Raw genomic sequence first — 20,711 nt, 5'->3', positions numbered from 1 at the left:
GTCTGGCTCGCTTTAGGGAGACTAGTTGCCCGTCAGTTCCTCGACTTCCATGGCGAGCGACGACAGCGCCTGCGTGCTCTCGTCGGTCGCGCTGACGATGCTGTCGACCGCGCCCTCGGTCTCGACGGTCCGGTCGCGCACGTCCTCGATGGTCGCGGTCAGTTCCTCGACCGCCTCGGCCTGCTCGTCGGTCGCGCGTGAGACCTCCGCGACGCCGTCTGCGGCGGTGTCGATGGAGGTGGCGATTTCCTCGAACGCCGCCAGCATCTCGGAGATGCGGTCGTCGGCGTGCTCGATGCGGTCGTTCGACTCCGTCGCCGCGTGGACCGCCTCGCCGGTCTGCGACTGGATGTCCTCTATCTGCGCGGTGATGTCCTCGGTGTGCTGGCGCGTCTCGTCGGCGAGCGACTTGACCTCCTCTGCGACGACTGCGAACCCGTCGCCGTCCTCGCCGGCCCGGGCGGCCTCGATGTTCGCGTTGAGCGCGAGCAGGTTCGTCTGTTCGGCCACCTCGGAGATGACCTCCACGACCGCCTCGATGTCGTCCATGCGGCCGCCGAGTTCGGTCACGCGGTCGACGAGTTCGTCGCCCATCGTGACGACGCTCTCGGTCGCCTCTCGCGCCTCGCTGTTGGCCTCGCGGCCCTCGGCGGTCGCCTGCCGCGCCTCCGTGGCCGCCGTGTCGACCTCGTCGGCGGTCGCGGCGACTTCCTCCATCGTCGCGCTGAACTGCTGCATCTGGGTCGCGCCCTCGTCGAGGAGGTCGCGCTGTTCCTCGACGTTATCGACGATGGCGTCGGCCGCCGAGGCGGCCCGCGTGACCGCCGCGGTCGCCGTCTCGGTCTCGTCTTCGACGTTCGACGCCAGCGTCGAGAGGTTGCGCGCCGTCTCGTTGACCGCGTCGACGACGAGGTAGAGTTGGTCGTCGACGGCCCCGCTTTCGTCTATCGTCGCCCGCGCGCCCAGGTTGCCCCGACTCAGCTGGGTCAGCGTCGACTCGACCTCGGAGACGAGCGCGGCGACCTCGCGGTGGCGTTCGACTTCAGTCGTGCGGTTGCGGACGGTCTGGAGGACGCCGACGAGGTCGTCGTCCTCGTAGAGCGGCATCGCCGTGTGCCGGGCGTGGCAGTCGTCGCCGTTCACGTCCGCAAACGTCTCCTCTGTGGCGTAGAGCAGGCGGTCGGGGTCGTCGAGTTCCACGCCGTCGAGTGTCGCCGCGTCGCGGGGGTTGTCGAGGACCTGCCCCGCGAGCACGCTGACCGCGGAGTCGCCGTAGAAGGCATCACCGAGGTCGCGGCGGCCGAGCGCGGCGTCTGCGGACGTGCCGGTCAACGACTCGACACCGGCGTTCCACGCCGCGATTCGACCCTGCTCGTCGAGGACGAACGCCGGGAGGCCGACGCCGTCGAGCAGTACGTCGTCGTCGACGTTCAGGTCCGGCGCGTCGGTGGCGGAACCGGCGACGATTCCGCCGTCTGGTAACGGAGTCTCCTCACCGAACCACGAACGGACGCGGGATAGTATACCAAGTGACATTAGAGGCCACGTTTCAGAGCATCACAGGAGTATCTTTCGAGCAGATTATCAAGTTAGATAATGTCACGGCGGACGGGATGGCCGAGTCGGCCGTCCCGGTCGACGCGTCAGCCTCAAGCCCTTCGCGCGGTAAGCCACCCCAGATGGACCCTGCCGCGGTCAGCGAACGAGCCAGCGCGCTTCCGTCGGACCCCGGCGTGTACCAGTTCGTCGCCGGCGACGCGGTGCTCTACGTCGGGAAAGCGGTCGACATCCGCGCCCGCGTCCGGTCGTACGCGGACCCTCGCTCGGAGCGCATCTCCCGGATGGTCGACCGGGCGGAGGACATCGACTTCGCCGTTACCGACACTGAGACGCAGGCGCTCCTCCTCGAAGCCAACCTCATCAAGCGCCACCAACCGCGCTACAACGTCCGCCTGAAGGACGACAAGTCCTACCCGCTCGTCCAGCTGACGGCCCACGCGGTCCCGCGCATCGAGGTCACCCGCGACCCCGAGGACTCGGCGACCGTCTTCGGGCCGTACACCGACAAGGGCCGCGTCGAGACGGTCGTGAAGGCGATTCGAGAGACCTACGGCCTCCGCGGCTGTTCGGACCACAAGTACTCGAACCGCTCGCGGCCGTGTCTCGACTACGAGATGGGCCTGTGTACGGCCCCCTGTACCGGCGAAATCTCGGAGCGAGACTACCGCGAGGACGTGGAGTCGGCGGTCCGCTTCTTCGAGGGCGAGACGGGCGCCCTCGCCGACCCGCTCCGCCGAGAGATGGAAGCGGCCGCGCAGGACGCGGAGTTCGAGCGCGCCGCCAACCTCCGCGACCGACTGGAAGTCGTCGAGTCGTTCCACGGCGCGGGCGAAGACGCCGTCTCGTCGGAGTCCGACGAGCGCGCCATCGACGTGCTCGGCGTCTCGCTCCGCGGCGATTCGGCGACGGTCGCCAGACTCCACGCCGAGCGCGGGCAACTGGTCGACCGGACCCGCCACAACCTCGACGCACCGGAGGGCGAGGACCGCACGGCCGCCGTCCTCTCGGCGTTCCTCGCGCAGTTCTACGCCGAGCGCGAACTCCCCGACGCGGTCGTCCTCTCGGAGCATCCCGACGACGAGGACGTGGTCGCGTGGCTCGAATCGGAGGGCGTGGGCGTCCGCGTCCCCGGCGCGGGCCGCGAGGCGAAACTGGTCGAACTCGCGCTGAAGAACGCCCGCCGGCGCGCCGGCCGCGACGACGGCCTCGCCACGCTCGCCCGCGAACTCGACCTCGACGTGCGCCGCGTCTCCCGCATCGAGGGCTTCGACGTGAGCCACGCGCAGGGCAAGGCCGTCGTCGGCAGCGACGTGTGCTTCGTCGAGGGGAGCGCCGAGACCGCGGACTACCGCCGGCGGCGACTCCCCGAGCGCAACGACGACTACGCGAACATGCGCGAACTCGTCCGCTGGCGGGCGACCCGCGCGCTGGAAGGCCGCGACGACCGCCCGGACCCCGACTTACTCCTCATCGACGGCGGCAAGGGGCAGTTGAACGCCGCGCTCGACGCCCTCGACGAGACGGGTTGGGACGTGCCCGCCGTCGGCATCGCCAAGGACCGCGAACTGGTCGTCACGCCCGACCGGACGTTCGACTGGCCGGACGACGCGCCGCACCTGCACGTCCTCCAGCGCGTCCGCGACGAGGCCCACCGCTTCGCCGTCCAGTACCACCAGACGCTCCGCGACGAGGTGAAGACCGTCCTCGACGACGTGCCCGGCGTCGGCGAGAAGACCCGCCGGGCGCTCCTCACGCGGTTCGGGAGCGTCGACGGGGTGCGCGAGGCGTCGGTCGAGGACCTGACTGACGTGCCCGGCGTCGGCGAGAAGACGGCCGACGAACTGAAGCGGCGGCTCTGAGCGGCGTCAGATGCTCGGGTGAAAAAGACGGATTGGATTCGTCGCGCGAGCGAGCCGAAGCGGCTTACGCGATTTTGTTGTACTGGTCGCGGAGCTTCTCGGCCGCGTCGTCCATGAGGTCGGCCTCGTAGTCGTCGAGGTCCCACTCGACGACCTCTTCGATGCCGTTCGAGCCGAGTTTGACGGGGACGCCGAAGGCGGTGTCCTCGTAGCCGAACTCGCCGTCGAGGACGAGCGAACCGGGGAGCACTTCGCCGGTGTCGTGCAGGACGGCCTCGACCATGTGGGCGACGCCGGTCGCCGGGCCCCACTGGGTCGCGCCCTTGCGCTCGATGACGTCCATGGCGGACTCCTGGAGGTCGCCGAGAATCTCTTCTTTCTCGTCGGCGGAGAAGTCGGGGTCGTTGCCGTCGACGCGGACCTTCGAGAAGACCGGAACCTGCGCGTCGCCGTGCTCGCCGAGGATGGTCGCGTCGACGTTCTTGACCGGCACGTCGAAGCGCTGGCTCAGCACGTAGCGGAAGCGGGCGGAGTCGAGGCGGCCGCCGAAGCCGATGACTTTGTGGCGGTCGCGGTCGCCCGTCTCGTAGAGGTGACGGTTGAGCAGGTCCACGGGGTTCGACGTGGTGATGGAGACGAAGTCGTCGTTGTGCTCCGCGAGCGAGGAGCCGATATCGTCCATGATGGGGGCGTTGTCGCCCGCGAGGTCGATACGGGTCTGTCCCGGCTGCCGCGGGATGCCCGCCGTGATGACGACCACGTCGGAGCCGGCGGTGTCCTCGTAGCCGCCCTGCGTCACGACCGTGTTGGAGTCGTACGCGATGCCGTGGTTCGTGTCCGCCGCCTGTCCGACCGTCTTGTCTTCCATCTTCGGGATGTCGACGAACACGAGTTCGTCACAGACATCGCGAAGCGCGAGGTTGTACCCAGCCGCGGCGCCGACCGTCCCGGCCGCACCAATCACGCTAACTTTCGTCATACCACATTAACCAGGCTGTGGATTCCGAGTAAACGTTTCGGAACGGACACCGAAGCGCCGTCTGTCGATTATCTGTTCGTCAGTCGTCGAATTTCGACCGACAGCGGCGGGGTGGCGTCGGGCGCGAGAGCCGGTGAAACCGCCGGTGACGGAACCACCCGAACGACGCCGTGGGGTTTTTCGACGCACGTCGCGTCCACACGCACATGAGCGACTTCGATAAGGAAGCAGAGCGGCAGCGACTTCGCGAGAAGTACGAGCGAGACGAGAAGAAGCGCCAGTCGACCCAGCGCATGAGCGAGTTGCTCCTCAAGGGCGCGACGATGACGAACAAGCACTGCGACAACTGCGGCGACCCCCTGTTCCGCTACGAGGACCAGGTGTTCTGCCCGACCTGTCAGGCCGAGGGGCAGGTTGCGTCGAACGCGGACCAAGACGCCGAGCAGGCCGCCGAGGCGGCCGTCGAAGCCGATGCGAGCGAGGCCGGGGTCGAGGCCTCGTCTGGCAGGGCAACCGAGTCCGCAGAAACGGCCGACGCAGCCGACGCGACGAGCGCCGACGCCGGAACACCGGGAACTGAGCGACCGCAGGCCGGAGCGCGGCAACCGGAGCAGGTCGGAGGAAACCGCGTCGCCGACGAGGCACGCCACGACCCCACCGGAACGAACGGACGCGCCGCAGCACCACAGTCCCGAACTTCGGGCGAGCAGGGGACCGAGCGGCGTGCGCGCCGTGAGGTCGCCGGCGACGTCACCGACGCGCGCGAGTCGCTCGTGCGGACGCTGACGTGGGCCGCCGAGCGCGCCGAGTCGACCGACGACCCGCGCCGTGCGACCGAGTATCTGACCGCCGCGCGCGAAGCCGCCGAGGCTATCTCCGCGCTCGACCGATAAGCGACCGGCGACCGGCGACCGGCGACCGGCGTACCGCCATCGCTCTCGGCGGTGAAACTCGCCACACTGCGGCCCCTCTGTTTTGAGGCGGCGCACTCGTTCTCATCGGCGCTTCAGCGGTACTCCGAGCCGACGACCTCGCGGATTCGCTCGGCGGTGACTTGACCGACGCCGCGGACCTCTTTGAGGTCGTCCTCGTTGGCAGTCATCACCGCCTCGACGCTCCCGAACGCTTCGAGCAGCGTCCGCGCCGTGACCGGGCCGATGTCCGCGATGGCGGAGACGACGTACTCCTGTTGTTCGTCGAGCGTCTTCGCGCTCTTGCCGCCGTGGACGCTCACGGTGCGCTCGCGGTCCGTCTGCTCGCGGGTGGCGATGGTCGCCAGCATCTCCGCGGTGTCGTCTTCGTCCTCGGTGAACAGCACGCTCACGTTGAAATCGACCGCGACCGACGACAGCGCCCCACGAATCGCGCCGGGGTGGATGTTGCGCTCCTCGTAGAGGTCGCGGCCCTCGATGATGAGAAGCGGCCGGGCGTAGTGGCGCGTGAGGTCCGCGACCTGTTCGAATATCGAACGGTCGCCGCCCGTGAGCGTGTCGAGGAAGTCGGAGACGCTCTTTCGCTCGACCGCGACGCGGTCCGAGAGGACGTAGTCGCCGACCGCGAGCGTCTCCAGTCTGGTCGTCAGGTCCTCGCGCTTCGAGAGGGTGCGGGCGATGTTGGAATCGAGTTCGCGCTGGTCGACGACGATTTCGACGGTGTCCTCGTCGTCCGTTCCCGCCGTGGCGATGGTCGCCGGTTCGCCCGTCTCGTCACCTTCGGATGCCGACGAGGGGTCCGCATCCGAATCGGCCACCCCGTCTCCATCAGCGGACTCCTCGTCGCCGTCTCCATCAGCGGACCCCTCGTCGCCGTCCTCCGCCCGCGCCAACTCCTCGTCCGAGGGACCGAAGTCGGCGAGGCCGGACTGCCCGTCCGAGTCGGTCGTCGCGGCGGCCGCGGTCTGTCCGTTCGAGGCGGACGACGCGGCGGCCGATGTCCCGTTTGCACCGTTCTCGGTCGCGGCGTCAACCCCCTCGTTTCCGGTGGAACTCCCCGCGTTGCCGGCGGAACTGCCGTCGTCTCCCGCGAACGCCGAGAGGTCGCGCTGGGAGGGGTCGAGTTCGGCTTCGAGGTCGTCGGCCGCGCCCTTGAGGTCGCGAAGTTCGTTTTGCATCGTCTTCTCGCGGCGGCGCGATATCCAGAAATACGCCTCGTCGCGGGTGTCCTCCGCGAGGAGGACGACCACCCGGCCGTCGGCCTGCCGGCCGGTCCGCCCCTTCCGCTGGATGGACCGGATGGCGGTCGGCACGGGTTCGAAAAAGAGCACGAGGTCGACCTCGGGCACGTCGAGTCCCTCCTCCGCGACGGAAGTCGAGACCAACACCTCGAACTCGCCGTTTCGGAACTTGTCGAGGGTCTCCTGCTGTTCGTTCTGGGTCATCCCGTCGGAGCCCTCGCGGTCGCCCTGTCCGACGAACCGCCGGACGGAGAAGCTCTCCGAGAGGAACTCCGTGAGCGCCTCGGCCGTGTCGCGGGACTCGGTGAAGACGATGACCCGCTCGCCGTCCTGAATGCCGAGCGTCTCCGCGAGGAGGATTCGCGTCTTCCTGAACTTCGGGTGGAGGCCGTCGAACGACTCGGCTTTCCGCATCGCCTCGCGGACCTTCGGTTCGGCGACGAGTCGCTGGCTGGCCTTCGACGCGCCCGACGACCGGGCGGCGTTGCGCTGGCGTTCGAAGTACCGCCGGACCGACTCGACCGACTGGGTCTCGACGAGTTCGACCGCCCGGCGGAGCTTCATCACCTCCGCGTGCGTGGACATGCCCTTGTAGCCCTCCGACTTGTCGGCGTTCATCAGTCGCTGTAGCTCCGCGCGCATCCGGTTGAGCTTCTTCTGCGAGATGTCGGGCTTCGTCGATTTGGTGACGCCCAACTGCTTGAGTTTCTCCAGGCGGTCGGTGATGACCTCGTTGAGGGCGTCGCGTATCTCCAGAATCTCGTCTGGGAGTTGGATGCGGTTCCACTCCACGTCCGTGTCGTGGGTGTACTCCGACACGTCGGCGTCCTCCTCGGTCATCACCTCCACGTCGACGATACCGAGGTTCTCACAGACTTCGAGGATGGCCTCCTCGTCGCCGCCGGGCGAGGCGCTCATCCCCGTGACGAGCGGGTCTTCGGCGTCGGCGTGGTAGCGCTCGGCGATGTAGACGTAGGCGTAGTCGCCGCTCGCGCGGTGGCACTCGTCGAAGGTGAGGTGCGTCACGTCCCGAAGCGAGATGCGGTTGCCGATGAGGTCGTTTTCGATGACCTGCGGCGTGGCGATAACGATCTGGGCCTCCTGCCAGAGCGCGGCCCGGTCGTCGGGCCGAACGTCCCCGGTGAAGACGACGATTTCGTCGTCGGGGACGTTCAGCGCCTCGCGGTAGAAGTCGGCGTGCTGTTGGACCAGCGGCTTCGTCGGCGCGAGAAACAGCGACTTCCCGCCCACGTCGTAGAGTCGCTGGGCCGTGACGAGCAGGCTGACGGTCGTCTTCCCGAGACCGGTGGGGAGACAGACCAGCGTGTGGCCGTTGCGCGCGGTACCGGCGAGGCGAATTTGATAGAGCCGTCGCTCAATGAACGACGGCGCGAGTAACGGATGGTCCACGTACGCAACGTCCTCGGAGGCCGACATCGGTGACGATTACTCGTCCTCGCCGATAAGGGTTCGCAGAGCGGGGTGAAAGTAAAGCAGTCCGCCGGTGGAAACCGCGGCGGTCGTTACCCCGCGCTGTCGGCGGTGTCGAGTTCGGGGTCGTCTGGTCGCGCGGACGGGAGCGACGCTCCGAGGAGCGACGCCCACTCGGCGACCTTTTCGTTGTGCGGATTGGACATAGCGCTTCCCCAAGGAGATATACTCTCAACTATTGTATATAACGATTGTGCCGATTCGACGGACGAACTCGTACGCGAGACCGGGCGGTCGGCGTTCCACCGGAAACAACGGGGTGAGAAGTCGGGCGGGCGCGGAACGCGCGCTCAGTCTTCGCGGTTGCCGGGACCCCACGAGTCCGGGACTTCGATGACGTAGCGGCCGTCTTCGCGGAGCGAGATGATGTACTCGTCGCGGTCGTACAGCTCCATGAGATTGAGCTCGTACTGACCGGGATTGACGATTTTGATGCTCTCGAACTGGTCGTTGAGCTCCTCGCGGAGCTGGTCCAGGTTGGGTCGCTCGTCGGACGACGGCTCGATGACCGTGCCGTCCGCGTCAGTGGGCGTGGCGTCGGCGGGCTGGTCGGCCGCCGCGTCGGGGGCGGGGGGCGCTTCGGACGGCGTCTCGGCCGCCGGGCCGCGTCGGTTCGCGTCGGCGGCCGCGAGTTCTTCGGGCGTGACGACGTCGCTTCGGGCGCTCTTCTGGGAGTTGTCCTCGTCCGTCTCGCGCGCGTTGATTTTACCGGGCGCGCGGTCCGGAGGCGAAGCCGAGTCCGCCGGGCCACTAGGTCGCTCCGTCGCGGACTCACCTCGGGATTCGTTCCGCGACGCTGGGGGCTCCTGCGGGTCTGCTCCCGGAGACTCGCCGGGCGCAGACGGCCACTCGCCCCAACCGCGGGGTTTGTCTTCGGGTTCGCCACCCGCGTCGGCCGCGTCAGCCGCGTCACTTGCGTCGGCCACGTCGGTCGGCGATGGCTCGTTCTGCGTCGAGTCGGCGGCGTCGCCGGTCTCGGTTCGCTGTGGGGCGTCCGGGTTCGCATTCGCGTTTGCCCAGTCGCTGACGGTCATCGACTCCTCGTCGGTCGCGTCGGGGTGGGACTGCTGCTGCGCGCGGTCTCGGACGGCGTCGGCCGCCGAGGAAGTCAGGTCCCGCGTTCCGGCGCCGCCCGTCGACGGCGTGTCGTCGCTGGCGCTCGCGGGAGCGCTCCCGCTCGACGCGGGCTTGAACTGAAACTTGTTGCCGCCGCAGCTCGGGCACCCCGAGAGCATCTCCTTCGAGCCGTCGGGGAACACCTTACCGCACGTGGTGCATTGATGTGGCATTGATGGATGTTGGCGCCGGATGGCGCGTGAGGGCGTTCGTGGGGCCCCCTACTTTCGCGAGACGAGCGCGCTGATGAGATTCTCGTCCTTGTGAAGCGTCTGAATCTGGTTCGCGGGACCGATGACGGTGAGCTTCTGGGTCGACTGTCGGCCCATGAGCCGGTCGAGGAAGCTCTGGTCTGCGGTCTGCGAACGCGGATACGTCTCGATTTCGATTCCGTTGAACTCGTCGGGGCTTATCTCGGCCATCGTGACCTCGATGAGCTTCGACTCCTCGTCGGGCGAAAGGCCCTCCTCGAGGATGACGATGTTGCCGTCGCGGACGCCGTCGAGGATGAGCCGAATCTTCTCCATGCTGGTGAGGTTTGCCATCCGATTCCCGCTGAAGAGGTCTATCTGGACCCCATCGGAGCCGTTGTCGGAGGCGGTTGCTTCAGGCATGGTGAATCACGCGAAGTACTCCGCGATTTTGGCGTACACTTCGTCCATGTTCTCCCCTTCGAGCGCTGACAACTCGACTGTTTCGTGCTGTGGGTACGCATTCGCGATGCGCTCGACGTTCGAATCTTCGAGGTCGATCTTGTTCGCGAAGATGAGCACGGGCAGGTCCTGGCTCTCGATGATGCCGATGAGCATCGTGTTGACCTGCGATATCGGGTCCTTCGTGCTGTCGAGCACGTAGATGACGCCGTCGACGTCCTCGCGGAGCCAGTGCATGGCCTCGGCGACGCCCTCGGTCGCCTCGCGGGACCGGCGAACGGCGTCGTCTTTCTCCATGTCGTGTTCGAGGAACTCTTTGTAATCGACCTTCGTCGTGACACCCGGCGTGTCGACGATGTCGATGGTGACTTTCTTGCCATTCCGCTCGATTTCGACGTTCTCCTTCCGCCTGGCGCGGCGAGTCTCGTGAGGGATGTGGCTCTCGGGACCGATGGCGTCACCGGTCCAGTCACGGGCGATACGGTTTGCGAGAGTCGTCTTCCCGGCGTTGGGCGGGCCATATATACCGATCCGCTTCGGCTCGCTCTCCGAAAAGAGCCGGTCGACGACTCGTGAGATGCTGTCTCTTAAATCTGTGAGCAGTCCCATCCTGGGCCTCCCGCACCTCCCGAACGCGTCGTGGAGGGCGTATGGAGGTATCACCCAACCGGACTCACTTAAGCACTACGTCAGACACCAGTCACGTGGGAGACAGGACGACAGAAAGGAACGTCGTGGACAGCGGTCGCGACGAACCGACGCGAGCGGTCCAGAGACGAACGACGAATGAGCGTTCAGCCGCAGCGTGCCGAACGGTCGAACGCGGCCGACTGACCGCCGACAGAGTTCGCACGCCGGGACACCCGCTCTCCAAATTGCTACTTCGGGCGTACACGTGCGCGAGCTGATGAGATCCGTCTCGGGAAGTCCACCTATCTCGCGAAGTCTGTGCCTCGTAACCCCGTCCGTTTCGTCTGCGGACCGGTCGACACGAACAGTAACCACGCGGTCCGGGGTCGGACTCGTGTTGGGGGTTGAGGTGGAGGCCCGCTTCGACGGAAGTGAACATCTCGTCTCGGGACACCCCCACCCCTTCGTTTCGGGTGGAACGGTCCGAAGGGGTGGGTGGGGGGAGACCGCTAGACGGCGGTCGGACGTTAATTCTATTCTAGGGGAGTACAATAATATCTCTTTTTGCCCCAGTACGGTTACGGTATGTGAATATGACTGATAAAGATATCCCTATCTAAATGCCACCGAGACCCCCTCCCCACCCTCTCACGGCTCCACCCGAAACAAAGGGGTGTGGGGCATTCGAGTCCCAGGGGCTTCCCGTCGAACTGGAGATCGACCACTTAATTGCATAGGAAACGGAGGGGTTAGACCGGCCACAAAATCACTCACACCCCAGATTTCACCGAAAGCGTGTTTCGGCCGTTTCCACACGAAACAAGGGGGTCTCCCGGACCAATTTTTCTCGTCGGACACCTACTCGACTCCGACTTCCACTCCACCGACGCGGACCAGTGGGGGTTTCGTGCCGACTGGAGACATGGTGTAGAGCCGACCGTGTCCGGTGTGCGACTGTCGTTCGTCCAAACCTACCGCCGCCGTTCGGTGTCGCGACACGGCCCGCGGTTCGACTCGACAGAGCGCGATTGTTCGACCGACGCGTTTCAACTCGACTGACTGGACCGTGGCTAGTCCTCGCCGTCCAGCCGCCCGACCGTCCAGCCGTCCGGCCGTCCAACAGTCCGACCGACTCTGCCCGCTGACTGCTCGCCGGCTCTGTCCGATTGCGCTCTCCAATCGACTCGAACTACTCCCCTTCATCCGAACCTCCTCCCACCCGTTCCTGACTTTCGCCCCTGGTTTCGACTCCGAGACGCTCCACTTTCGGTGTCGATACGGCCGCCAACCACCATCGACTGACCACTCCGGTCACCATCGACTGACTACTCCGACCCCGTTTTCGAACTGCAGTCACGGAATCTTCGCTTCCGACCGAGGCGGGGTCGTTCGTGTTGAAACGGTCCCGTCCGGCCGAGTTCGGGTCGAACGACGGTAGACAAGTCGGAGAAGTAAGATTTTTGTACCGACTGTTCGTTTGGTTCCTTTGCATCATCTGGAATCGCCTTCTTCGGCGTGATGCGTAGATGCCGGCTATCACCGGCTTCACGCACCTTATGCGCCGCTGCGGGCGACTATTCCACTTGAAACAAAGGGGTATTCACGATGGACGAGGAAGAGAATCCGCGAGGCGGCACACGAGGGGAAGTCGGGAACAGCACGTCGGACGACAGCGCCATCGACGGCGACTCCGGCGGCGACTCCAGCGATGCGTCCAGTACCGACGCGTCCGCTGACGATGGGTCCTCCGGAGCACCGACAGCCGCCGAGGAAGACGTCTCCCCCGAAGACATCGACATTCAGGCGAGCATCGGCCCCGACGCCGACGCCCCCGACGCGTCCGACGAAGACCTCGACCAGCACAAAGACCCCGACGTCGGTCTCGACAAGGTCGTTCTCAACGACGACGAGGAGTCCAAGGGCCTGTTCGACGACCTCCTCGCCGGCGAGCCGATTTTCGAGAACAAGGAAGTCCTTCGTCCGTCGTACACGCCACACGAACTCCCCCACCGGACCGACCAGATAAATCAGATGGCGACGATTCTCGTCTCCGCCCTGCGCGGGGAGACGCCGTCGAACATCCTCATCTACGGGAAGACGGGGACCGGGAAGACCGCGAGCGCGAAGTTCGTCAGCCAGGAACTCGAATCCACCTCTCAGAAGTACGACGTGCCCTGCGAGGTCGAGTACATCAACTGCGAGGTGACGGACACGCAGTATCGCGTGCTCGCGCAGTTGGCGAACAAGTTCATCGAGAAGAACGTCGAGCGCATCGAGGCCGAACAGGAACGCCTCGACGAGATGCGCACGCGGGCGACAGAAGACCCTAACGCCCTCGAAGACACGCCCTACGACTCCATCGCCGAGATAGACGAGCGCGCGGCGGAACTCGATGACGACGCCGACGAGATGGAGACGGTACCGATGACCGGGTGGCCGACCGACCGCGTCTACACGACGTTCTTCGACGCCGTCGACTACAAGGAGCGCGTGGTCGTCATCATGCTCGACGAAATCGACAAACTGGTCGAGAAGTCGGGTGACGACACGCTCTACAACCTCTCGCGGATGAACTCCGAACTCGACAACTCCCGCATCTCCATCATGGGTATCTCGAACGACCTGAAGTTCACCGACTTCCTCGACCCCCGGGTCAAGTCGAGCCTCGGCGAGGAGGAAATCGTCTTCCCGCCGTACGACGCGAACCAACTCCGCGACATCCTCCAGCACCGCGCCGACGTGGCGTTCAAGCCCGGCGCGCTCACCGACGACGTGATTCCGCTGTGCGCCGCGTTCGCCGCGCAGGAACACGGCGACGCCCGGCGCGCACTCGACCTGCTCCGCACGGCCGGCGAACTCGCGGAGCGCGGGCAGGCCGACACCGTCGAGGAGGCCCACGTCCGGCAGGCGCAGGACAAAATCGAACTCGACCGCGTGGTCGAGGTCGTCCGTACCCTCCCCACGCAGTCGAAAATCGTCCTCTTCGCCATCATCCTCTTGGAGAAAAACGGCGTCCGCAACATCAACACCGGCGAGGTGTTCAACATCTACAAGCGCCTCTGCGAGGAGATCGACGCCGACGTACTGACTCAGCGCCGCGTCACCGACCTCATCTCGGAACTCGACATGCTCGGCATCGTCAACGCCGTCGTCGTCTCGAAGGGGCGCTACGGCCGGACCAAGGAAATCAGCCTCTCTGTCCCCATCGACGAGACCGAGGCCGTCCTGCTGACGGACTCCCGTCTCGGCGACATCGAGAGCGCACAGCCGTTCGTACAGGCGCGGTTCGACAACTGAAGGACAACTGAAGAACGAAGTTCGACTCTGTTACTGCACTCGCGTCACGCCGCGAGCGCGCCGGCTCGCATCGGTGTCACCGTCACCGATGGTTCCGATAGCTCCGATGGCTCGACCTGAAGCGGTGCCGTCGGTGCGTCGGCGACCGTCGCCTCAATCGTCGTCACGTCGTTAGTCGCCGCGTCATCAGTCGCCGCGGCGTCAGGCATGACGTCAACAGACTCGACGGACTCGACGGACTCAACGGACTCGACGGACTCGACAGACTCGACGGAGTCGAGAGAGACGGGCGCGACCGGCGTCGTCGTCGCCATCGAGTTGGCGAGCGTCAGGCGGACCCAGCCGAGAAGCGGAATCCGGACCCGCGCGACGCCTTGAACCCATTCGGGTCGGACCGGGTCGGCGATGCCGCTCACCTGGTCGTACCGCGGGTTGTTGTCGCCTTTCGTGATGAAGCCGGCGTACTCGGCGGGGCAGTTGGCGAGTTCTCGACAGTTGTCTGCTGACATGTACTCGGGGTTCGCCCGGTCGTACCAATTTTCTCCTTCGTCGACCCAGAACATCGCCCGGTGGATAATCGGAGGCCCTGCCGACCCGGGGTCGTCGTAGACGATGACGCTGCCGGGGCCGCCGAACTTCCGATAGTCGACCTCCGCGCCCGTCTCGGCCGTGACGACGGCGGTTCCCTCGACGGACGCGTCCGGGGCGAATCGTTCCGGTCCCGTGATGAACACGAGGTCGCCTTTGTGCATGTGCGGTTCCATGCTCCCGCTTTCGACGGCGACCATCGGTGGCCACACGCCGCTCACCGCGAACAGGAGCAACCCGACAGCCAACACGGCAAGCGCGCTCGTCAGGACTTCGCGGACGAACAGAAGCGGCCCCTCCTCTGCCGTCCGGAGCCGAGTTAGTACGCCTTCGTCGGAGGCGGGACCGCGCCGTGGGTCGGGGGAGGGCGGGCGGCCGTCGTCGTCACTCATCACTCCCAGTTTACCCGGACTGGGTTTCAACGTTCTGGGTTTCGGCATCCTTTTTGCCGCGTGTCGCACACTCCGGGTGTGCCACTGGAGACGCCGGCGCGCATCGTCCGGGCGCTCGTCGGTCGCGGCTACAACGCCGAACGCGAGGCCGTGACCCTCATCGCCAGCTCCGACGACCCCGGCCGCACCCTCGCCCGCGTCGTCGAAGCCGTCCCGGACGACGCGCTTCGCATCACCGCCGACCACGTCCGCGAGGTGCTCGCGTCCGCCCCCGCCGCGGACCCGCCGGGAACGGAATCGACCGGCCCGGCCGCCGCGCAGGCTGCCGACGCCGACGCGTCTGCCACCGCCGAGCCAGACCCCCCTGTTTCCGCTGCAACATCGCACGACAACGCGGACCACACCGCTCAATCATCTCCAGCCGAAGCGGAGGGGAAATCGGGCGGCCGGAACGTCGACCCGGCGCTTCGCTCTCTCGAAATCGCCAACGACATGACCGGCCAGTCGACGGGCACCGGCGAGTACGACGACTTCGTGAAGGTGTTCCGCGACCGCTACGAGAAGCTCTCGAAGATGCTCCGCGGGCGCGTCAACCACCGTCCCGCGAAGGCCATCTCGAACATGTCCGGCGGCGAGGACGCGGAGCTCATCGGCCTCGTCGACGACGTTCGCTCCACCAAGAGCGGCCACTGGATTATCGAACTCGAAGACACGACGGGGACGTTCCCCTGTCTCGTGATGAAGGACAAGGACATCGCGAGCTACGTCGACGAACTCCTCATGGACGAGTGCATCGCGGTGCAGGGGACGCTCTCGGGCGACGCGGGCATCCTCTTCGTCGACTCGATGCACTTCCCCGACGTGCCGCGGAGCCACCGCCCCAACACCGCCGACAGGGACGTGCAGGCGGCGCTCATCTCGGACGTGCACGTCGGCAGTCAGGAGTTCATGGCCGGCGCGTGGAACCGATTTGCGGACTGGCTCCACACCGAGGAGGCGGAGCGCATCGAGTACCTCCTCATCGCCGGCGACATGGTCGAGGGCGTCGGCGTCTACCCGAATCAGGACGAGGAACTCGACGTCATCGACATCTACGAGCAGTACGAGGCGTTCTCGGAGCACCTCAAATCGGTGCCCGGCGACCTCGACATCGTGATGATTCCGGGCAACCACGACGCGGTCCGACTCGCGGAGCCACAACCCGGCTTCGACGACGAACTCCGCGACATCATGTCGGCCCACGACGCCCGCATCACGAGCAACCCCTCGATGGTCACGCTCGAAGGCGTCAACGTCCTCATGTACCACGGCGTCTCGCTCGACGAGGTCATCGCCGAGCTACCGGCCGATAAGGCGAGCTACGACGAGCCGCACAAGGCGATGTACCAGCTCCTGAAGAAGCGCCACGTCGCGCCGCAGTTCGGGGGTCACACCCGCCTCGCCCCCGAGGAGCTCGACTACCTCGTCATGGAGGACGTGCCCGACATCTTCCACACCGGCCACGTCCACAAGCTCGGCTGGGGCAAGTACCACAACGTCCTCGCGGTCAACTCCGGTTGCTGGCAGGCCCAGACCGACTTCCAGAAGTCCGTCAACATCGACCCCGACGCCGGATACGCGCCCATCGTCGACCTCGACACGCTGAACATGACCGTCCGGAAGTTCTCCTGAGTCGGCGACCGTTTCACGACTGCCGGCCGTTCGTCCGGCGACCGTTCGCCCGGCGACTGTCCTCCTGCCCAGTATGCGCCCTGATAGCACGCCGGATGTGCGACGGTCGGGACCATTCCGCCGTCGCTTTTTATCCGCGACGCGCGCAGAATCGGTGATGACTGACGACGCGCTGTTCGACGCGACGAGCCTGAACGACCTGTCGCTCGCTAACCGGGCCGGATTGGCACCGATGACGCGAATCAGCGCCACCGACGAGGGCCTGGCGACCAACGAGATGGCCCACTACTACCGGAAGTTTGCCGACGGCGGCTTCGGCTTTCTCGTCACCGAGGGCGTCTACACGGACGACGCGTACAGTCAGGGCTACCTGAACCAGCCGGGGCTCGTCACCGACGACCACGTCGAGGCGTGGACGACCGTCACGGACGCCGTCCACGAGGTCGACACGCCGATTTTCGCGCAGTTGATGCACGCCGGGGCGCAGTCGCAGGGGAACCCCCACCTCGACGACGACCGGACGCTCGCGCCTTCCGCGGTCCAACCCGACGGCCAGAAGGCCGAATCCTATGGCGGAAGCGGCGAGTTCGCGGTCCCGAAGGCGGCCGACGAGGCCGACCTCGAAACCGCCCGCGAGGGGTTCGTACAGGCGGCGAGGAACGCGGCCGAAGCCGGCTTCGATGGCGTGGAACTCCACGGCGCGAACGGCTACCTCCTCAACGAGTTCCTCGCGGCGGACGCGAACCTGCGCGACGACGAGTACGGCGGCGGTCCCGAGTCCCGCGTCAAATTCCCCGCGGAGGTCCTTTCGGCAGTCGCCGACGCGGTCCCCGAGGAGTTCGTCGTCGGTATCCGAATCTCGCAGGAGAAAGTGACCGACGGCGACTACGAGTGGCCAGAAGGCGAGGACGCGGCCGCGGTCTTCTTCGAGGAGCTGTCGGCGGCCGGAGCCGACTACGTCCACACGACCGAGACCGACGCGACGAGTCCGACCTTCGGCGCGGACGGCCCGTCGCTCGCCGAGGCTGCCGCCGAGTACGTTGTGGACGACACAGTCGTCATCGCTAACGGCGGTCTCGGCGACCCCGACGCGGCGCGTGCCGCTGTCGACGCCGGCGCGGACCTGTTCACGTTGGGGACGAGCGCGCTCGCCAACCCGGACTGGCCGTCGCGCGTGGCCGCCGGCGACGATCTCGAGGCGTTCGACCCGGCGAAGTTCCTCGCGCCGACCGCCGGGCTCTCGGACCACGAGGTCCCGTCTGAACCGCCGCTCGCGGACGACTGACGCGCCCTCGACACGGGTCTCTCTGACGCCGAACCGGCGGCTGAACCCCTTCACTTCCACTCGAACTTCTGTTTTTTGCGGCGTTTCCTGGCGTTCGCTTTTTCGACACCGCGATGCCGACTCGGCTACCCGAGCGTCACGTCGAGATAGAGCATCACGATGACGCCGACCATCGTCCCGAACGTCGCCACGCGCTCGTGGCCGTTCGAGTGCGTCTCGGGGACGATTTCGTCGGAGATGACGAACAGCATCGCGCCGGCGGCGAAGCCCATCGCGTAGGGAAGCAGCGCCGATGCGTACTGGATGGCCCACGCGCCGAAGACGGCGAGCGGAATCTCCACGAGGCCGGCGCGGATGCCCGCGAACGTCGCGTAGGTCGTGTTCCGGAGGCCGGCGTTGACGGCGGCGATGGAGACGGCCAGCCCCTCGGGGATGTTCTGGATGCCGATGGCGAGCATCAGCGGGATTGCCGTCCCGAGGTCGCCGGAGCCGAAGCCGACCCCGACGGCGAGGCCCTCGGGCATGTTGTGGATGGTGATGGCAATGATAAACAGGACAACCGAGGCCATCTTCGTCTCCGTTTCCGGGGCGTCCAGCCGCGTCTTTCCGGTCACGAGGATGTGGACGTGCGGAATCCACAGGTCCGCTTGGTCGAGGACGACGACCCCGATGACGAAGCCGACGAGGACGGGAATCGGACTCCCGCCCGCCGCCTCGATGCCGGGGAGGATGAGGCTCGTGAAACTCGCGGCGAGCATCACACCGGCCGCGAAGCCGAGGAGCGTGTCGAGCGAGCGCTTCGAGGGGTCGCGCCAGACGAGAATGAGAAGCGCGCCGAGCATGTTCATCCCGGCGATGACGATGCCGCCGAGGAGACCCTGCATCACCGGACTCGACCCGGCGAGCGAGACGAACAGTTCTTCGACCGCGGTCACGGTCGTCTCACTCCAGGCGGTCGGTTTCCGTGTCGGTCGGTCATGGGCCACCAAACGAGAGGGAGGTATGTATGCCCTCTGTCGGTTTTCGCCGACCGCTCCCTCGTTGCGCGCGACGGGAGCGAACTGGGTGGCCGCGACCCGCAGGCAGGACTATCCCGTCTCGTCGAGGACGTACCGGACCGTCGGCGATCCCTCGAACCGGGGCCCGTGGCCGACCCGGTCGAACCCGACGTGCTCGACCGCCTCGCACAGCGGGGCCTCGGATTCGAGGACGAGCACCTCGACCGGCAGGCTCTCGGCGCTGGCGAAGCGGAGCGGCTCTTCGAGCAGCCGCCGCACCGCCGCCTCGGTGCCGCCGAGTCGAGTGACGTGGAGGACGCCGTCGCGGACGTCGAAGCCGACGAAGCCGAGCACCGGTTCGTCGTCCGCCGGCGCGTCGACGTTCGGGTCGGAGCCCGTGTCCGCGGTGGCGAGGCGGACCGTCCGGTCGCGTATCAGCCGCCGCATCGCCCGTATCGGCGCGTCGGCGACGGCGGCGAGCGCCTCGGCGTCGGTGTCCACGGCGTCTCTGACATCCATGCCCGAACGTTCCGCGGCTTCGGTGATAAATCTCCGCACGTGAGGTGGCGGTACGGGCCGTCTCGGCGCCGGATTCGAGAGTGACGGCAACGGTTGAATCGGAGGACATAGTTATACGTCCCCCCGCGTTAGCCCCTCGCATGTTTACCAACGAAGCCCCGAAGCGACGCGACGCACCGGAGGGACGATGCGCGTAGTCGCGAAGTTCGGCGGCACCTCGCTCGGTAGCGGCGACCGAATCAACCGCGCTGCCGACTCTATCGCCGCAGCCGTCGAGCACGGCCACGAAATCGCCGTCGTCGCCTCCGCGATGGGTTCGACGACCGACGACCTCCTCGACGAAATCAAGTTCGAGGCCGACGACCGCGACCGCGCGGAAATCGTCTCGATGGGCGAGCGGACCAGCGTGCGCATGCTCAAAGCGGCGCTGGCCGCCCGCGGCGTCAACGCCCTGTTCGTCGAACCCGGCACCGACGAGTGGCCGGTCATCACGAACGACCTCGGTGAGGTCGACGTCGAGGCGACCCGAGAGCGGGCCGCGAAGCTCGCCGCCGAACTCGACGGCGTCGTCCCGGTCATCACCGGCTTCCTCGCGCAGAACCACGACGGCGAAATCACGACGCTCGGCCGCGGCGGCTCCGACACCTCCGCCGTGATGCTCGGCAACTACATGGACGCCGACGAGGTCGTCATCGTGACCGACGTGGAGGGCGTCATGACCGGCGACCCCCGCGTCGTCGAAGGCGCGCGCAACGTCGGCCGCATCACCGTCGACGAACTCCGGAACCTCTCGTTCCGCGGAGCAGAAGTCGTCGCGCCGTCCGCGCTCTCGTACAAGGACGCGGCGCTCGACGTTCGCGTCGTCCACTACCAGCACGGCGACCTGCTCACCGGCGGGACGCTCATCGAAGGGGAGTTCCACAACCTCATCGACATGCAGGAAGAGCCCCTCGCGTGTCTCACCGTCGCCGGGCGGGCGATTCGTAACCGACCGGGCATCCTCGCGGACCTCTCGACGGCGCTCCGAGACGAGGACATCAACGTCGACTCGGTCGCCTCCGGGATGGACTCTATCACGTTCTACATCCTCGAAGACGACTCCGACCGGGCCGAGGCCGTCCTCCACGACCGCGTCGTCGCCGACGACGCGCTGTCGTCGGTCACCGTCGAAGACGACATCGCCGTCATCCGCGTCACCGGCGGCGAACTCCCGAACCGCCCCGGAGTCATCTTCGACATCGTCCAGCCGCTGTCCGATGCTGGCATCAACATCCACGACGCCATCACCTCCGCAACCTCCGTCGCCATCTTCGTGGCGTGGGACGACCGCGAGGAGACCCTCGGCATCATTCAAAACGAGTTCTGAGTTCGGTTTCAGTTCCTCACGACGCTGTTTTCGTGCGATCACACTCCCGCCAGCGGCGGCCAACGGCCGGTGGCTCGTGACGCCCGTCAGCCGGTGGTACGCGACGGTCGCCGAGGTCGCTTCGTGGCGAGAGC

At 66.6% G+C, this 20,711-nt stretch carries 15 protein-coding genes; 6 read left to right on the top strand and 9 right to left on the bottom strand.

Annotated elements, in window-relative coordinates:
* Window positions 1-21 precede the first annotated feature (21 nt).
* A complete protein-coding gene (locus C5B90_RS07840; RefSeq protein WP_115880392.1) occupies window positions 22-1,536 on the bottom strand; it encodes a methyl-accepting chemotaxis protein in 1,515 nt (504 codons plus the stop codon).
* A 143-nt stretch (window positions 1,537-1,679) separates the two neighbouring features.
* On the opposite strand from C5B90_RS07840, the gene C5B90_RS07835 reads away from it, so the two are divergent.
* Complete coding sequence (locus C5B90_RS07835) at window positions 1,680-3,419, top strand: excinuclease ABC subunit C (protein WP_115880390.1); 1,740 nt, start codon at window positions 1,680-1,682, stop codon at window positions 3,417-3,419.
* Between the two features lie 64 nt (window positions 3,420-3,483).
* On the opposite strand, the gene mdh is transcribed toward C5B90_RS07835, so the two are convergent.
* The gene (mdh, locus tag C5B90_RS07830; RefSeq protein WP_115880388.1) at window positions 3,484-4,398 is read right to left on the bottom strand and encodes a malate dehydrogenase; all 915 of its coding nucleotides are present in this window, start codon (window positions 4,396-4,398) and stop codon (window positions 3,484-3,486) included.
* Window positions 4,399-4,604: 206 nt separating this feature from the next.
* Here mdh and C5B90_RS07825 point away from each other — a divergent pair, with 206 nt between their 5' ends.
* Window positions 4,605-5,291, top strand: a complete 687-nt coding sequence (locus C5B90_RS07825; RefSeq protein WP_115880386.1) for an Sjogren's syndrome/scleroderma autoantigen 1 family protein — start codon at window positions 4,605-4,607, stop codon at window positions 5,289-5,291.
* A 113-nt stretch (window positions 5,292-5,404) separates the two neighbouring features.
* On the opposite strand, the gene C5B90_RS07820 is transcribed toward C5B90_RS07825, so the two are convergent.
* The 4 genes from C5B90_RS07820 to C5B90_RS07805 form a co-directional block, all read right to left on the bottom strand.
* Window positions 5,405-8,008: a DEAD/DEAH box helicase gene (locus tag C5B90_RS07820; RefSeq protein WP_115880384.1), complete on the bottom strand. Its 2,604-nt coding sequence runs from the start codon at window positions 8,006-8,008 to the stop codon at window positions 5,405-5,407.
* Between the two features lie 344 nt (window positions 8,009-8,352).
* Window positions 8,353-9,351 (bottom strand): Zn-ribbon containing protein, encoded by a 999-nt coding sequence (locus tag C5B90_RS07815; protein WP_115880382.1) that lies wholly within the window; start codon window positions 9,349-9,351, stop codon window positions 8,353-8,355.
* A 48-nt stretch (window positions 9,352-9,399) separates the two neighbouring features.
* Complete coding sequence (locus tag C5B90_RS07810) at window positions 9,400-9,792, bottom strand: DUF2073 domain-containing protein (protein WP_004044951.1); 393 nt, start codon at window positions 9,790-9,792, stop codon at window positions 9,400-9,402.
* Window positions 9,793-9,798: 6 nt separating this feature from the next.
* Window positions 9,799-10,440: an Era-like GTP-binding protein gene (locus C5B90_RS07805; protein WP_004974066.1), complete on the bottom strand. Its 642-nt coding sequence runs from the start codon at window positions 10,438-10,440 to the stop codon at window positions 9,799-9,801.
* A gap of 1,626 nt (window positions 10,441-12,066) precedes the next feature.
* On the opposite strand from C5B90_RS07805, the gene C5B90_RS07800 reads away from it, so the two are divergent.
* On the top strand, window positions 12,067-13,758 hold the full coding sequence (locus C5B90_RS07800; RefSeq protein WP_115880380.1) for a Cdc6/Cdc18 family protein: 1,692 nt from the start codon (window positions 12,067-12,069) through the stop codon (window positions 13,756-13,758).
* Window positions 13,759-13,802: 44 nt separating this feature from the next.
* Here C5B90_RS07800 and C5B90_RS07795 read toward each other — a convergent pair whose 3' ends face one another.
* Window positions 13,803-14,738: a S26 family signal peptidase gene (locus tag C5B90_RS07795; RefSeq protein WP_199517447.1), complete on the bottom strand. Its 936-nt coding sequence runs from the start codon at window positions 14,736-14,738 to the stop codon at window positions 13,803-13,805.
* A gap of 78 nt (window positions 14,739-14,816) precedes the next feature.
* On the opposite strand from C5B90_RS07795, the gene C5B90_RS07790 reads away from it, so the two are divergent.
* On the top strand, window positions 14,817-16,409 hold the full coding sequence (locus C5B90_RS07790; RefSeq protein ID WP_115880378.1) for a DNA-directed DNA polymerase II small subunit: 1,593 nt from the start codon (window positions 14,817-14,819) through the stop codon (window positions 16,407-16,409).
* A 157-nt stretch (window positions 16,410-16,566) separates the two neighbouring features.
* Window positions 16,567-17,694, top strand: a complete 1,128-nt coding sequence (locus C5B90_RS07785) for an NADH:flavin oxidoreductase (protein ID WP_115880376.1) — start codon at window positions 16,567-16,569, stop codon at window positions 17,692-17,694.
* A gap of 125 nt (window positions 17,695-17,819) precedes the next feature.
* Here the strand turns inward: C5B90_RS07785 and C5B90_RS07780 are convergent, their stop codons facing one another.
* A complete protein-coding gene (locus C5B90_RS07780; RefSeq protein WP_115880627.1) occupies window positions 17,820-18,629 on the bottom strand; it encodes a ZIP family metal transporter in 810 nt (269 codons plus the stop codon).
* Between the two features lie 153 nt (window positions 18,630-18,782).
* The gene (locus C5B90_RS07775; protein WP_115880375.1) at window positions 18,783-19,211 is read right to left on the bottom strand and encodes a hypothetical protein; all 429 of its coding nucleotides are present in this window, start codon (window positions 19,209-19,211) and stop codon (window positions 18,783-18,785) included.
* 187 nt (window positions 19,212-19,398) lie between these two features.
* Between C5B90_RS07775 and C5B90_RS07770 the strand changes: the two genes are divergently transcribed.
* Window positions 19,399-20,577, top strand: a complete 1,179-nt coding sequence (locus tag C5B90_RS07770) for an aspartate kinase (RefSeq protein WP_115880373.1) — start codon at window positions 19,399-19,401, stop codon at window positions 20,575-20,577.
* The last annotated feature ends 134 nt before the right edge of the window (window positions 20,578-20,711 follow it).

Origin of the sequence: Haloferax sp. Atlit-12N (assembly GCF_003383095.1) — an archaeon.
Lineage (GTDB): Archaea > Halobacteriota > Halobacteria > Halobacteriales > Haloferacaceae > Haloferax.
Note: the sequence above shows the minus strand (reverse complement) of the source record. Positions and strands in the feature narration are given on the sequence as shown.

Excerpts from the sequence above, each read along its gene's own strand:
- C5B90_RS07820 (WP_115880384.1), bottom strand. The coding sequence starts at position 8,008 with ATGTCGGCCTCCGAGGACGTTGCGTACGTGGACCATCCGTTACTCGCG.
- C5B90_RS07785 (WP_115880376.1), top strand. The coding sequence starts at position 16,567 with ATGACTGACGACGCGCTGTTCGACGCGACGAGCCTGAACGACCTGTCG.
- mdh (WP_115880388.1), bottom strand. The coding sequence starts at position 4,398 with ATGACGAAAGTTAGCGTGATTGGTGCGGCCGGGACGGTCGGCGCCGCG.
- C5B90_RS07835 (WP_115880390.1), top strand. The coding sequence starts at position 1,680 with ATGGACCCTGCCGCGGTCAGCGAACGAGCCAGCGCGCTTCCGTCGGAC.
- C5B90_RS07815 (WP_115880382.1), bottom strand. The coding sequence starts at position 9,351 with ATGCCACATCAATGCACCACGTGCGGTAAGGTGTTCCCCGACGGCTCG.
- C5B90_RS07840 (WP_115880392.1), bottom strand. The coding sequence starts at position 1,536 with ATGTCACTTGGTATACTATCCCGCGTCCGTTCGTGGTTCGGTGAGGAG.
- C5B90_RS07825 (WP_115880386.1), top strand. The coding sequence starts at position 4,605 with ATGAGCGACTTCGATAAGGAAGCAGAGCGGCAGCGACTTCGCGAGAAG.
- C5B90_RS07775 (WP_115880375.1), bottom strand. The coding sequence starts at position 19,211 with ATGGATGTCAGAGACGCCGTGGACACCGACGCCGAGGCGCTCGCCGCC.
- C5B90_RS07795 (WP_199517447.1), bottom strand. The coding sequence starts at position 14,738 with ATGAGTGACGACGACGGCCGCCCGCCCTCCCCCGACCCACGGCGCGGT.
- C5B90_RS07810 (WP_004044951.1), bottom strand. The coding sequence starts at position 9,792 with ATGCCTGAAGCAACCGCCTCCGACAACGGCTCCGATGGGGTCCAGATA.
- C5B90_RS07800 (WP_115880380.1), top strand. The coding sequence starts at position 12,067 with ATGGACGAGGAAGAGAATCCGCGAGGCGGCACACGAGGGGAAGTCGGG.
- C5B90_RS07770 (WP_115880373.1), top strand. The coding sequence starts at position 19,399 with ATGCGCGTAGTCGCGAAGTTCGGCGGCACCTCGCTCGGTAGCGGCGAC.
- C5B90_RS07805 (WP_004974066.1), bottom strand. The coding sequence starts at position 10,440 with ATGGGACTGCTCACAGATTTAAGAGACAGCATCTCACGAGTCGTCGAC.